We start from the raw sequence: 14,321 nt of genomic DNA on the forward strand, positions 1-14,321 counted from the left end.
TTCAGTTACTGTCAGAGATGCTAGTGCAAATGGCGAAGCATTCACGCATAATGTAGATAAACAAAAACACAAATATAAAAAGAAGGAGGATTGGGTATGGGATTATTTGATAAGAAGATCTGTGATATCTGCGGAGAGAAAATAGGTTTATTAGGCAACAGAAAACTGGATGACGGAAATCTGTGTAAGGATTGTGCAAAAAAATTGTCACCATGGTTTGAAGACCGGCGGCACAGTACGGTAGAGGATATAAAACGTCAACTGGAATATCGTGAAAAAAACAAAAAGGCCGTAATGGATTTTTGTATAACACGTCAGATCAATACCAGAAATTACAATGTTTTTATTGATGACAATAAGGGGAATTTTACTGTTGCACGAAAGCTGGATGTCAATGAAAATCCGGATATAGTTCCTTTATCCACTGTTGCGCAGTGCAGAGTTGATGTAGAGCGACAGCAGAACGAGGAAACATATACAACAAAGGATGGAGAAACCGTAAGCTATCAGCCACCGGTATATAAATATGAATTTGATTATACTATGCGTATTAAGGTAAAAAATCCATGGTTTGATGATATGGATTTTCTTTTCATGATCCGCTTGGAGAACATATCTGCTGGTATCTGTATTATATCCCGATGATCCTGATCCCGGTCCTTGGACTGGCAGCAGCGATGTTTCTAGGGGCAAAGGATGGAGAGAAAACAGTCAGAAAAATTATTGCCTTGCTTGCTTTTGCGGTGGTTTTGATCATCAGTGTTTTTACAAATGATCTGCATCAGCTGGTGTTTCGGTTTTCCGGGCGGCCGCCGCTTTCAGATAGAGATTACAGCTATGGTATTCTTTTTATAGTGATCCAGGGATGGATCATATTTTGCCTGATATGGATGGAAATCATGCTGATCAGAAAAAGCAGGATTCCGGGAAGAAAGCAATTTTGGCTGCCGGTTATTCCGGGAATATTGCTTCTGGGATGGAATATCGGGAATTTACTCCGTCTGTCTCTGATCAAAACAATTGCTGGAGATACGACAGCGGTATGCTGCCTTTTGATGGCGGCAATTTACCAGGGATGTATATTATGTGGCCTGATACAGACGAACAATCGATATTTTGAATTATTCCAGACCTCCGGAGGACTGGATGCAGAGATTACGGATGATTCCTTTCAGCGTTATTATCATTCCGGTGATTTTCCTGAGCTGTCACCGGAACTGCGTAAAATTGTAATAAACAGATCAGCTGTACAGGAACAGGGAATCCGGATCAACCATATTCCTATAAGAGGAGGACATTTGTTCTGGTCAGAAGATATTTCGTTGCTTCTGGATCAGTATCAGGATATCCGGGAACAGCAGGAGGAGCTGACTGCCAGAAATCGTCTGCTGCAGAAAACCTATCAGAAAGAAGCTGAGCGGAGAAAAACAGAAGAACAGAACCGACTGCTGAACATAATACAGAATCAGACAGCCGGGCAGCTGGAATTGCTGTCACAGCTGATGGATGAGCTGGAAAGAACGGAGTCAAGGGAACACTATGACCGGATCCTGGGAAAAATCGTGGTTGTTGGTACATATTTAAAAAGAAGAAAAAATCTGGTATTGACACAATATGCATCAGACGGAAATCTGCTTACAATGGAGGATCTCAGACAGAGTCTTGCGGAATCCTGTGACAGCTTAAAATTATGTAAGATCCGGGCAGCTTATTATGTCGAAAATGGTGAAGTGCAGCTGAATGCAGATGATATACTAAAATGCTATGATACCTTTGAATGGCTTGTGGAACGATTGTTTGATACAATGCAGTCTGTTTTTTACCGTGTGTCGCAGATCGATGATGCTTTGCGGATCTCGGTTCATATTGTAGCAGAAGCAGATCTTCGGGGATTAATGTCAGAAAGACCGGAATTAAATGTGCAGCAGGAAGATGAAAACGAATGGTTTATCGGATGTATCGTATTCAGAAAGAGAGGCGGAAGATGACTGATTTTGCGGAATGCAGTATGGCAATGCAGGATTTTCTGATGATCCTTCTTGAAATCTGCCTGATTCTGGAATTGATCCTTCTGTTGGTCAGGATAACCTGTTTTTACGGGAAAAAGAAAATTATAACAGCAGTGACTGTTTTTGCAGTTTCTTTTATGCTTATGGGGTTCCTGATGAATGATCACAGATATTGCCAGGGGGAAAGCGCATATCAGCTAATACTCCGGATGTGTCCGGTCAGTGTTTTGATGGCAGCGATGGTGGTATTGTTGCTTTATCTTTGCTGGGCAATCTGGAGAGAGAGACGCAGATATCATCATTCTCTGTCTTACTGGTCTGTGAATGAAGCTGTTGATGATGTTCCCTGTGGGGTGTGTTTTTCGGATCCTCTTGGAAGGATCGTTTTATGCAACACCAAGATGCATGAACGGAGCAGGATAATGACAGGCTCCTATCTGCAGGATTATGAGGCATTGCGGAAAGTAATAAATGGAGGATCCGAAGCAGAGGGACTTCGCAGATTAAACAGTGACAGTAATGTATTTTATTTTCCGGATGATTCCGTCTGGATGTTTCAGGAATATCGTCTGCAAGAGCCGGATTGTGCAGGATATCTGCAGACAGTGGCAGTTAATGTATCAGAAATTTATTACAATGGTGAAAAGATCAGAGCAAATAATGGCAGGAACTTGGGAAAGGTGCAGTGAAAAAGCTGGAGAAAATTATTGCGGGGGGATATATCCGGAATATCCAGATAGACAGAGAAGGAAATTATATTATGATCACTGCACCGAACAGACGCGTAAATGAGAAGATCTATATTACAGTTACCTGCCCCAGCTGCGGTGCAAAGAATCAGGTAATAAAAGGTCGTCTGAGCACCTGTGAATATTGCGGACAGCGTCTTACCCCATGACAAAAGACACTTTTCGGATCTGCCCTGTTAAAGATAAAATCCTTGTGCAATATGCTCAATGCATAAAAAGGATATTTTATAAACAAAATTATATAAGTTGCATATAACTAACGCATGCAGCATAACAGAAGTTGTACAAATATCCGTACACCCATAGATGATTGGGATGAAATCATAGAATAAATTTATAAAAATAGCTAATAAAACTGGATAATATGTTCAAATTATGGTACATTTATTGTAGCAGTCAGAGGAAATACTGCGGCCTTTTTTTGGACCGGGTTTTTCGAAGGGCTGAACAAATAACAAAGAACTTATTTATTTGGTTTTATTGTTTCTTTCCTGGGAGTGCAGAGAAGGAGGGAACGGATAAGAGCAGATAATCATAAGGATATAATCTTTATAAGGAAGGTGAGCAATTGGAAAACTATACTAAGTACAAGCTGAAAAGCAGTGATGAGCTTGCATCAGTGCTGAACGGCAGGGACAATCTGTTTGTAATCGCCTGTAACAAGTGTTTCAAGGAATTTGAGACCGTTGACGAACCGGATTGCGAGGAATTCCTGAAATTTGCTGCGGAGCAGGGAAAAACCGTCACAGGCAGTGCGAAATTCGATTTTCTGTGCAACAAGATGCACACAGAAAGAAAATTACAGGATCTGCTGCCGGAAGGTACAGAGAATGTAGTTGTGATCTCCTGTGGTCTTGGTATCCAGACTGTTGCAGATCTGACCGGTAAGCCGGTGATCGCAGCAAGTAATACCCTTAACTACAGAGGCCATCACGGCATGGCACTTACCAAAAAGAGCTGTGATGCATGTGCACAGTGCTATCTGAACATTACCGGAGGCGTCTGTCCTATCGTCGACTGTTCCAAGAGTCTTGTGAACGGACAGTGCGGCGGAGCAAAGAACGGGAAATGTGAAGTGGATCCTAACAAGGACTGCGCATGGGAGAAGATCTACCAGAAACTGGCAAAACAGGGTCGTCTGGAAGAGTTCCTGAACCAGCCGGTACAGGTACGTGATTACTCCAAGGTTAACTTTAAGGTGATCAATGATTACGTGAAGTCTATCAGAGAGGACAGACTGAACGGATACTATGGTGGCGTTCATCCGTCAGAGCATAAGGAATTCAGCGAGCATATCGATCTGAAGAAATTCCCGGATCCGAAGACGGTTGTGATCTCCATGTCCCAGCATCTTGGTGCACCTGCCAATCCGATCGTGGAAGTAGGCGACACAGTAAAGGTTGGACAGAAGATCGGAGAAGCTGCCGGATTTATCAGCGCACCGGTACATTCCAGTGTAAGCGGAACCGTAGTTGCTGTTGAGCCACGTATGCATGGTACAAGAGGCAGTGAGGTGATGGCAGTTGTCATCGAATCCGACGGAAAAAATACTCTGCACGAATCCGTACAGCCACATAAAGCCCTGGACGAACTTACACCGGATGAGATCATTGAGATCGTAAAAGATGCCGGAATCGTTGGTATGGGTGGTGCAGGCTTCCCGACCTGTGTTAAACTGAAACCAGCCAAACCAGTTGATACTATTCTCCTCAATGGATGCGAATGCGAGCCATATTTAACAGCAGACCACAAGGTTCTCCTTGAGTTTGCAGATGACATTATTTTTGGCCTGAAAGCGATCCTGAAGACAACAGGTGCCGAGAAAGGTATCATTGTCATTGAGGATAACAAGCAGGATGCCATCGAATTAATGCAGGAAAAAGTTGCCGATATCGGAAATATGGAAGTTTTTGTTGCAAGAACCAAATACCCGCAGGGTGCTGAGAAAACTCTCATCAAGCGCGTTATGGGAAGAAAGGTTCCGAGCGGCGGTCTCCCGGCAGATGTTGGCGTTATCGTAGATAATATCAGTACCGTAAAAGCAATCTCCGATGCAATCCAGAAGGGTATGCCTCTGATCGAGCGTGTTACAACAATAACAGGCGAGAAGATCAAGAATCCTGGCAACTTTATCATCAAGATCGGTACCAGCGTAAAAGAGCTGATCGATTACTGCGGCGGATTTACAGATGACGATGTTCTGGTCAAGATGGGCGGACCTATGATGGGATTCCCTCTGAACACTCTGGATGTACCTATGATGAAGGGCTCCAACGGTATCATCGCCATTGATACAGACGAGACCAAAGAGCAGCCATGTATCAAGTGCGGACGCTGCGTGGATGTATGTCCGATGGAACTTTCTCCTCTGTATTTCGTAAAATATGCGAAAGAAGAGAACTGGCAGGGCATGAAGGACATGAATGTCATGGACTGTGTTGAGTGCAGATGCTGTCAGTATATCTGTTCTTCCAAGATTCCGATCATTAACAGTATCAAAGCCGGAAAAAATGCAGTAAGGGGGATGAAGTGATATGTTGATTACCCAGTTAAAAGCAAAAGAAACTATCGTATCACTGGCAGCCGGAAAGAAAGTTTTTATCATCAACTGCCATGGATGCAAGGAAGTTCGTTTTCCGGAAAAAGAAGCTGTTGAACTTCAGAAGGAGCTTTCCGCTGAAGGAAATGTGACAGGGATCATGACAACGGATTATATCTGTAATCCGGAAAATATGCAGTTACGTCTTCAGAAACATATGGATAAGATCAGGGAAGCGGATCTGGTCCTGGTATTCTCCTGTGGCGTTGGTGTACAGACCATCGCAGAATATCTGGAAGACAAAATGGTATGCGCAGCCTGCGATACATACCCGGTACCTGGTTTCCAGGGTGTAACACCGTTAGAATATAAATGTGACCAGTGTGGTGAGTGTTATCTGAACCTTACCGGCGGGATCTGCCCGATCACAGCATGCTCCAAGAGTCTTGTCAACGGCCAGTGCGGCGGTTCCAAGAATGGTAAATGCGAAGTGGACAGTGATATGGAGTGTGGATGGGAGCGCATCTACAGACGTCTGAAAGAGATCGGACGCCTTGACGTACTGAAATGCCCGACACAGATCCACAATTTTGCTACAGATGATGAAGTGAAATAACAGGTTAATCCTAAATTTTTAATGATTGGAGCAAATATAATATGAAAATGAAAGAATTATTCGATCGTGGTGAATTTGCAGTTTCAGCAGAAGTAGGACCGCCGAAAGGAATCCATGTAGATGAGCTGGTAGAAGAAGCCAAAACATACCTTACAGGTGTTCATGCAGTTAACGTAACAGATAACCAGTCTTCTGTTATGCGTCTTGGATCTCTTGCAATGTGTAAGGTTCTTAAAGATGCAGGCATGAATCCCATTTTCCAGCTTGCATGCCGTGACAGAAACCGTATCGCTCTGGAGTCTGATCTTCTCAGCGCAGCTATGTTTGGTATTGACAATATTCTCTGTCTTACCGGTGATCATACTAAAATGGGCGATCATCCTCAGGCAAAACCGGTATTCGACCTTGATTCCGTATCTCTTCTTCACACAGTGAAGCTTCTGGAGTCTGGCGTAGATCTTGGTGGAAACCAGCTTGTTGGAGAGCCTCCGAAATTCTCCAAGGGTGCTGTTGTTTCTCCATGCAGTGATTCTGTTGATGCACAGCTTGCGAAGATGGAGAGAAAGGTTGCAGCAGGCGCTGACTATTTCCAGACACAGGCTGTATTCGAGCCGGAGAAATTTATCAAATTTATGGAAAAAGCAAAACAGTTCGGAAAACCTGTACAGGTTGGAATTATTATTCCGAAGTCCGCTGGAATGGCGAAATTCATGAATAACAATGTTGCCGGCATTCATGTTCCGGATGAGATGATCGAGGAGCTGAAGGCAGACAAAGAAAAGACAAAAGCTGGAATTACCGGTGTTGAGATCGCTGCACGTATTATCAAAGAGTGCAAGCCATACTGCCAGGGTGTTCATATCATGGCACTTGGCTGGGAGTCCAAGATTCCGGATCTGCTGAAATTAGCTGAAATCTAAAATTAAAATTACACGGGCCGTCTGAACCATGAATGCAGGAATCTGCGTTTGTGGAGGATGGCTCGTTTTTTGCTTACTATGAAAATAGTATTGTTTTAAACAGAAATAAACGATATAATTTTATTATTGGGAAGTGAACGGGAGGTACCGGGATGGAAAAGATTATCCCTTTGGAAATCTGTGCGGATATTAAGATCTATGATTATAAGAAAAAAGTAAAATATGATGAGAAATAGGCTAAGGGTAAATGAATTTATTTATCCTTAGCCTAAATTATTAGCTTTGTTGATAATAATTATGCCGGTAAAGATGATCGTCTACCTGCTGCGCCAGGTGGTCCATTTCCTTTTGTGCATCAGCACCCATGGCAACATTATAAAACGCATAGGAAAACTGCTTACTGAAGAAAGGATATGCGGGGGTCTGCGGTCTGGTAAAAGAGGTATTCCGTAATTGGGAAAATAAAATATTGCTGTTGCCGGAACCGGCCTGAAAGCTGTCCATTACGTCATAAATCTCTTTTAAAACGGGAATACCCGTTAACTGACTGATCTTCAACTGGTTCTGCAGACTGAAAACATAACGGATAAATTCACAACATTCTTTGGGATATTGTGTCTGTCTGGACATGCATAATCCCCAGCTTCCATGGGGCGAAGCTGCTTTTATACCATGGGGAAGAGGAATTATGCCGATATTGCTATTTCTTTTCCGCGATTGAAAATAAGCACTGGGCAGGGAAAGGCTCATGGCAAAGTGTTCAGGGAAATGAGCACTGAGATTTTCCACATGGGTATAATGATATTTATGAAATAATTCGCCCAGCCAATTCATGGCAGCGACGGAGGCTGGAGAGTTAATATATCCAGAGGTTGCCGTCAGCGTATCGTTAAAAAAACTGCCATTGTTTTGCACGATAAATGGCAATCCTGCATAGCTGTTCCATTCTCCGGATTTTGGAGAAAGACCACGTCCGGAGTCCATAAGCAAAGGATAGGGAAAAGAGGTTTTGGCCTGTATTGTATGGCAGACATTCAGAAACTCATCCCAGCTCCAGGCATCTTCCGCAGAAGTCGGAATGCGGATACCAAGGGAATGGAACAACTCCTTGTTATACAGAATACATAAAGTGGATTCCGTATAACCCAGATGATATAGCTTTCCCTGATAGGTTCCCTGTGTCACAATGGGAGACAGAAAAGAGGATAGGAAAGACGAATCCATATATCCATCAAACGGCAGCAGAGAATTCATATATGCCCAATAGGGGACATCAGGACCGTCCAGAGACAGAATATCCGGGGCATTTCCACTAGTAAAGCTCTGCAATAGCGAGTCACGCAGAGGAACCTTATCGTTGGTGAGAAAAGTCGGTGTTACGGAAAATTCGGAAGAGGTCAGATTAAATTGTTCGATCAGAGAGACCCAAAAATGTTTCTCATTATCTTCCATAGGACATAAATAAATTGATAGGTTTATTTTATCTTTGGAGCGGTCTGTTACAAAAGTGCCTTTTCCTTGCTGACGTATAATATATCCTTCAGATTCCAGACATTTCAGGGCTTGTGTAACAGTGCTTTTACTTACATTTAAAGTACGCATTAATTCATTGTCGGAAGGGATGAGATCGCCGGGACGATAATATCCGCTTTCGATTTTCTGGACAAATTCATTTTTTATAAGCATGTATTTTGGTGTTCTGGTGTTCATAAAATCCCTCGCATTTTGAAAAAGTGATTGACAATATATTTTTGCTATGCTAATATCATAGCATAAGTTATTCGAACAAACAAGAACAAATAAAAAAACTCTCTGCAAAAGCGGAGAGTTAAAAAATAAAACTGGTTAGTCGAACAACCGAACAACCAAAAGGAGGAGAAGATGAAAAAAACATTTTCAAAAGAGATATTGTTTGACAGAACACCGCGGGTCTTTAAGCGGGATGCAACGGAAGTCCGTTTTTTGCTGGGCGGAATCGGAACAGGTAATTTCTCTGTAAATTCAAGAGGAAAGTTCCTTGACTGGGAAATCTTTAACTGGCCTTCGAAAAATACGAAATTTCCCCTTTCCTTTTTTGCAATCCGTACGGAAAACAAAGAACTGGAAAGACCTATATCGAAAATTCTGGAATCGAGAATGGTTCCGCCATATACCAGCTCGCACGGATACCTTCAGGCTGAATTAGTAAATCTGCCAAGAATGGAAGATTCGGAACTGATTTGTGAATATCCTTTTGCAAGAGTGAATTTCAAAGATTCCGAATTGCCCGTAAAAGTGTCAATGGAAGCATATACACCGTTTATTCCTTTAAATACAGATGATTCCAGTATTCCCTGTGCAATTATCCGATACACGGTGAAAAATATTGCAGACTGTCCGACCAAAGTAAGCCTGGTAGGCACACTTCCCAATGCATCTGGTTTTGAAGGATATGATGTTATTGAGAACCTGAAGCTGGCCGACAGCGTAAAAAATGAATATCGGGAATTTGATGATGTGAAGGGATTGTATTATTCACCCGAACATTTGAAAGAGGATCATCTACGGTATGGAAACATGGCGATTCTGACCAGTGGATCCAAAGTAACCTATAAAACACAATGGTTTGACGGCGAATGGGTGGATGGAATACAGGATTTCTGGGATGACTTTACCAGTGATGGACGATTGGAAAAAGAGACCGTATCTGACAGTGTGGGGTGTGAATTTGCACAATTTCATAATTTCAGTTTCCTGAAAAGAAGAGAAAAGATCGGATCCATCGGAGCCTGGGAAGAACTTCAGCCAGGAGAAGAAAGAACTTTTGAATTTGTCATTACATGGTATTTTCCTAACAGAGTAAAGGCATGGATTGAATTTGATGAGGACTACGAGAAATTCCAGCGCGGTGAATACGGAACAGTGAGAAATTACTATGCAACAAAATTTACAGATGCATGGGATGTAGCAAAATATGTATACCATAATAAGGAACGACTGGAATCCGACAGCAGAAAATTTGCCGATGCTATGTTCCATAAGACTACATTACCTTATTATGTGGTGGATGCTCTGACTGCAAACATTACGAATCTTCGAAGTAATTTATGTTTCCGGCTGGAAGATGGAACCTTTGCCGGATTTGAAGGGATACGAGACTATATAGGCTGCGGTTACGGTAGTGTGCCTCATGTATGGAATTATGCACAGACGGTTGCATTTCTGTTCCCGGATCTTGAAAAAACAATGCGTAATGTAGAATTTTTGAGAGAAACAGATGAGACAGGATGTATGTCTACACGAATGTTTTCCGTATTTGATCAGGAACGGTATGCAATGGTTCCGGCCTGTGATGGAGAACTTGGAAGTGTTGTTCGTGTCTACCGGGATTTCAAGAATCTCGGGGATGTGGAATTTTTAAAGACCATTTGGCCCAAAGTAGTGTTGGCAATGGAATATGCCCTGAAACAATGGGATCTGGATGGAGACGATGTACTGGATGGTCAGCAGAATACAACCTATGATATTGAATTCTACGGGCCGAATCCTATGACGGACAGTATCTTCCTGGCAGCACTGAAATGCTGTGAAGAAATGGCTGAGATCGTAGGGGATGAAGAACATCATCAGTTATACGCAGATGCTTACGCAAAAGGAGCTGCAAGAGCCGATGAACTGATGTTTGACGGGGAATATTATATTCAGGTACAGAAGGAGATTGATAAATATAAATATCAATTCGGAAAAGGCTGCCTGTCAGATCAGCTTCTCGGACAGTTTCTGGCATATATGGCCGGAATCGGGGAAATTTTACCGAAAGAGCATGTAAAATCTGCGATGGAATCCGTATTCAAGTATAATTACAAAACGGATTTTTATCATACGGACAGTGTGCACAGAGCATATGCAATCAATGAAGAGCATGGAATGGTAGTAGCTACCTGGCCGAAAGGCGGCAGGCCTAAATTCCCGTTATCCTATGCCGGAGAGGTGTGGACAGGAGTAGAGTATGAAGTAGCCGTTAATCTGATTTATTCAGGTTGTGTAGAAGAGGGTCTGACGGTGGTAAAGTCAATTCGGGATCGTTATGACGGATACAAGAGGAATCCGTTCAGCGAGATCGAGTCCGGTCATCATTATTGCAGGGCAATGGCAAGCTGGGGAGTGCTGAATGCATTATTGGGACTGCAAAGTGATATGTATCGCGGAACCTTGTCATTCCATCCTGCAATAGAAGGTGAAATGTCCAGCTTCTTCATTTGTGGAAAAGCATGGGGTATCTACAGTCAGAAGGAAGAGAATGGGAAAATGTGCAAACATATTGACATCCTATATGGGACGTTAGATGATATTCATCTACAAGAATAAGGGGGGTACAATTATGATGAAAAGTATTTGGAGGAAAATGATGGCACTGACTTGTGCGGCCGCTACGCTGTTTACAATGGCAGGATGCGGAAATGCAGAAGGGACTGAAGGCGGTGCAGAGACGATGGAAAGCTCTACGACCGCAGATGAGTCCGGACAGATTACGATCGAGTTTGCAGAGCATGTTGCTGATATTCAGGCACAGGAGCCGCATCTGCAGAAGATTATCACCGCCTTTGAAGAAAGCCATCCGGGGATTAAAATTGATATTACGGGCAAAGAAGTGTCCGAGCATAAGACACAGATGACTTTACTGGCAGGAGAAAATAAGCTTCCGGATGTATTTTGGCTGGAGCAGGCAACCGCAAAGGAGTTTGCACAGAATGGGTATTTATATGATCTGACGGATGCATTGGATCAGTATGGTATCAATGACAGCCTTCTTCCCGGACTGGTGCATGCATGTACCGTTGATGGCAAAGATATGGGAATGCCCAGTGAAGTTATGATGGTAGGATTTTATTATAACAAAGATCTCTTCCAGCAGGCAGGAATCGAAAAAGCGCCTGTTACCTATGAAGAGTTCCTGGATGTGGTAGATAAGCTCAATGCAGCCGGAATCACACCGCTGACCGTGGGGGCGCAGGATAATTACAGTATCTGGGCATTTGAGACAATGCTGGCAAGATATGGATTCTTTGAAAAGCTTGACGGCCTGAGGGACGGAAGCATTTCCTGGAATAACGAAGATTTTATTCACTATTTTGAAAAAGTAGAAGAAATGCGTGAAAAGGGAACTTTCACAAAGGACATTTCCAATATGGGATATTTTGAAGCAAAAGAGCAGTTCCTGGGTGGAAATGCAGCAATGTTCAATTCCGGAGCATGGGATATCGGTGAATTTGAGAAAAGTGATATGGCTTCTAAAATCGGATTCTTCTGGGGACCTACCTTTTCCGACAGCCAGTATGAGCAGCAGATCGGAATCAAGGCATCCGGCGGTGTTTATGTAGTATCTTCAAAGGCAGCAGAAGATCCTGCGTTGTTAGATGCAATTATGCAGTTCTGGCAGTTCTATTACGGCGAAGAGGGAACCAGGATCATTGCTGAGGATACTGCGACATTACCGTGCTCTACATATAATGGACAGATTGATGAGAGCCAGCATCCTGTACTTTCCACGATGATCACGGCATTAAATGATGATTGGAAAGCAGTAACGGAGCCGTTTAATTCACTTTCATCCAATGTGGCATATGGATATTTTGATGCTACCTTCGGTGTTATGACCGGCGTTTACACACCGGAAGAAGCAGCTGATTATGTAGAAAATTTACAAAGTGCTGAAAGATAAAATCAAAGGAACGGTATGAAATTAAGTAATACCGTTCTTCTCTATAAAATGGAAAGGGAGAAAGCTATGTATTGGTTGAGTACAAAGAAAGCAAAAATCATTATGCTGCTTCCGACTCTTATGATTTATGCAGTATTTATTATTATTCCTGTGTTTATCGCAATTTATTATAGCTTTACGGACTACAGTGGTCTTGGAAAAGCATCCTTTGTGGGAATAAAAAACTATATTGCTATGTTCCATGATAAGCTATTTCTGATCGCATTGAAAAATACATTTTTGGTATTGTTGTTCAGTGTGATATTCCTGATCATTGGATCTTTTATGGCAGCATTATTGATGAACAAGAATTTTCATGGAAACGCATTTTTTAAAATGGTGATTTTTGCTCCCTACGTCATAGCACCTATTATCATAGGAATTATCTGGGGATATATCCTGAATCCTAATTATGGGCTGGTAAATAGTGTATTGCGTAAAATAGGACTGGATATGCTTGCGATTGAATGGATCGGTGGAACTAAATGGTCTCCATTGTCGTTGGCAATGGTATTCACATGGCAGGTACTGGGTTTCCATGGAACTATTTTTTTATCCGGAATCAAAGCAATACCGGGAGATATTTACGAAGCTTGTGATATGGATGGAGCCAATTTGTTACAACGCTTGTTTTATGTGACAATTCCTATGCTGAAAGAGACTTTTATTATTAATATTGTTCTGGCGGTAACAGGCGTATTTAAAATATATGAACTGGTATATCAGATGACAGGCGGAGGACCTGCTCATGAGTCGGAGCTGCTTACCTCATATATGTATTTTACAGTATTTACATCCAGAAGGTATGGATATGGAATGGCAATTGCGGTTGCAATTCTGTTGCTTTCAATTCTGGGCTCGTTTTCCTATATTAAGATCACAACGAGGAAGCAAAGGAGTTAAATATGAGAAACAAGAGAATATCGATAAAAAAAGTCATTTTTTACATATGTCTGCTGGGATTGATTATTCTTTTGGTCATGCCCATACTGTGGGCTATGTTGCTTTCATTAAAGACAAATAATGAGATTGTCAACAGCCCACTTTCTTTGCCGCAGACAATAAGATTTGAGAATTATCAGCGTGCGATTGATACTATTGATTTTTCCAGAATGTATTTTAACACGATTTTACTGGTAGTAGTATCTACTTTTTTCAGTATTTTATTTACTTTTATGAGTTCGTTCGCAATTTCCAGAATGGTTTTTCGAAACCACAAGACATCAGAAACATTGTATCTTTTCCTGCTGATCGGGATTGGCATCCCTATTTATGTACTGCTGTTTCCGGTATATCGGATTGATTCACTGATGGGAATCCTTGGAACACGGTTGGGACTGATCTTACCGTATGTTGCAGTGAATATCTCGTTCAATACCTTACTGTTTACCGGGTTTTTGAGAGATATCCCCGGAGAATTGGAAGAAGCAGCAATTATCGACGGCTGCAATCTATTTAACCTATGTACCAAAGTGGTGATTCCGGTTATGAAACCCACGTTCGTGACGATCATTATTTTTAATGCAGTTTATATTTACAATGAGTTCCCGTTTGCATCAACCTTTATTCAGAATAATGTCTTAAACACCGTGTCGTTAATGACATCTATGTTTAAAGGACAATATTCCATGGATTACAGTGGGATCATTGCAGCGAGTCTGATGATCATACTTCCTGAATTAGTATTTTATGTCATTTTGCAGAAGTATATTATAAGTGGTATGACTGCAGGAGCAGTGAAAGGATAA

At 42.1% G+C, this 14,321-nt stretch carries 12 protein-coding genes; 11 read left to right on the forward strand and 1 reads right to left on the reverse strand.

What is annotated here, in order from left to right; genetic code table 11:
• The first annotated feature begins 96 nt into the window (after positions 1 to 96).
• The 7 genes from V9W66_RS12220 to V9W66_RS12250 all read left to right on the forward strand — a co-directional run bounded on the left by V9W66_RS12220 (position 97) and on the right by V9W66_RS12250 (position 6,833).
• Positions 97 to 645, forward strand: a complete 549-nt coding sequence (locus V9W66_RS12220; RefSeq protein ID WP_243121643.1) for a DUF4428 domain-containing protein — start codon at positions 97 to 99, stop codon at positions 643 to 645.
• Positions 642 to 1,988, forward strand: coding sequence for a histidine kinase N-terminal 7TM domain-containing protein (locus V9W66_RS12225; RefSeq protein ID WP_144093695.1), 1,347 nt, complete (start codon positions 642 to 644; stop codon positions 1,986 to 1,988). Before V9W66_RS12220 ends, V9W66_RS12225 begins: the two co-directional genes overlap by 4 nt.
• Positions 1,985 to 2,698, forward strand: a complete 714-nt coding sequence (locus V9W66_RS12230) for a hypothetical protein (RefSeq protein WP_243121644.1) — start codon at positions 1,985 to 1,987, stop codon at positions 2,696 to 2,698. Before V9W66_RS12225 ends, V9W66_RS12230 begins: the two co-directional genes overlap by 4 nt.
• Positions 2,695 to 2,907, forward strand: a complete 213-nt coding sequence (locus V9W66_RS12235) for a hypothetical protein (RefSeq protein ID WP_243121645.1) — start codon at positions 2,695 to 2,697, stop codon at positions 2,905 to 2,907. The genes V9W66_RS12230 and V9W66_RS12235 overlap by 4 nt, the downstream gene beginning before the upstream one ends.
• Positions 2,908 to 3,326: 419 nt before the next feature.
• Positions 3,327 to 5,291 carry an electron transport complex subunit RsxC gene (gene rsxC / locus V9W66_RS12240; RefSeq protein ID WP_144093696.1) on the forward strand — a complete coding sequence of 655 codons (1,965 nt, stop codon included), beginning with the start codon at positions 3,327 to 3,329 and terminating at the stop codon, positions 5,289 to 5,291.
• A gap of 1 nt (position 5,292) precedes the next feature.
• On the forward strand, positions 5,293 to 5,913 hold the full coding sequence (locus tag V9W66_RS12245; protein ID WP_118061863.1) for a methylenetetrahydrofolate reductase C-terminal domain-containing protein: 621 nt from the start codon (positions 5,293 to 5,295) through the stop codon (positions 5,911 to 5,913).
• Positions 5,914 to 5,954: 41 nt separating this feature from the next.
• Entirely contained in the window at positions 5,955 to 6,833 is an 879-nt protein-coding gene (locus V9W66_RS12250) for a methylenetetrahydrofolate reductase (protein WP_118071790.1), read from the forward strand.
• Between the two features lie 276 nt (positions 6,834 to 7,109).
• On the opposite strand, the gene V9W66_RS12255 is transcribed toward V9W66_RS12250, so the two are convergent.
• Positions 7,110 to 8,651, reverse strand: coding sequence for an extracellular solute-binding protein (locus V9W66_RS12255; protein ID WP_144093697.1), 1,542 nt, complete (start codon positions 8,649 to 8,651; stop codon positions 7,110 to 7,112).
• Positions 8,652 to 8,714: 63 nt separating this feature from the next.
• On the opposite strand from V9W66_RS12255, the gene V9W66_RS12260 reads away from it, so the two are divergent.
• From V9W66_RS12260 to V9W66_RS12275, 4 genes are read left to right on the forward strand one after another with little or no spacing between them, the layout of a single operon-like run.
• On the forward strand, positions 8,715 to 11,180 hold the full coding sequence (locus V9W66_RS12260) for a GH116 family glycosyl-hydrolase (protein ID WP_118071788.1): 2,466 nt from the start codon (positions 8,715 to 8,717) through the stop codon (positions 11,178 to 11,180).
• Between the two features lie 13 nt (positions 11,181 to 11,193).
• Positions 11,194 to 12,534, forward strand: a complete 1,341-nt coding sequence (locus tag V9W66_RS12265) for an ABC transporter substrate-binding protein (RefSeq protein ID WP_118071787.1) — start codon at positions 11,194 to 11,196, stop codon at positions 12,532 to 12,534.
• Positions 12,535 to 12,549: 15 nt separating this feature from the next.
• Positions 12,550 to 13,476 carry a carbohydrate ABC transporter permease gene (locus V9W66_RS12270; RefSeq protein WP_244094875.1) on the forward strand — a complete coding sequence of 309 codons (927 nt, stop codon included), beginning with the start codon at positions 12,550 to 12,552 and terminating at the stop codon, positions 13,474 to 13,476.
• Positions 13,477 to 13,478: 2 nt separating this feature from the next.
• On the forward strand, positions 13,479 to 14,321 hold the full coding sequence (locus V9W66_RS12275) for a carbohydrate ABC transporter permease (protein WP_118071785.1): 843 nt from the start codon (positions 13,479 to 13,481) through the stop codon (positions 14,319 to 14,321).

Origin of the sequence: Blautia massiliensis (ex Durand et al. 2017) (assembly GCF_051861785.1) — a bacterium.
Classification (GTDB): domain Bacteria; phylum Bacillota; class Clostridia; order Lachnospirales; family Lachnospiraceae; genus Blautia_A; species Blautia_A luti_A.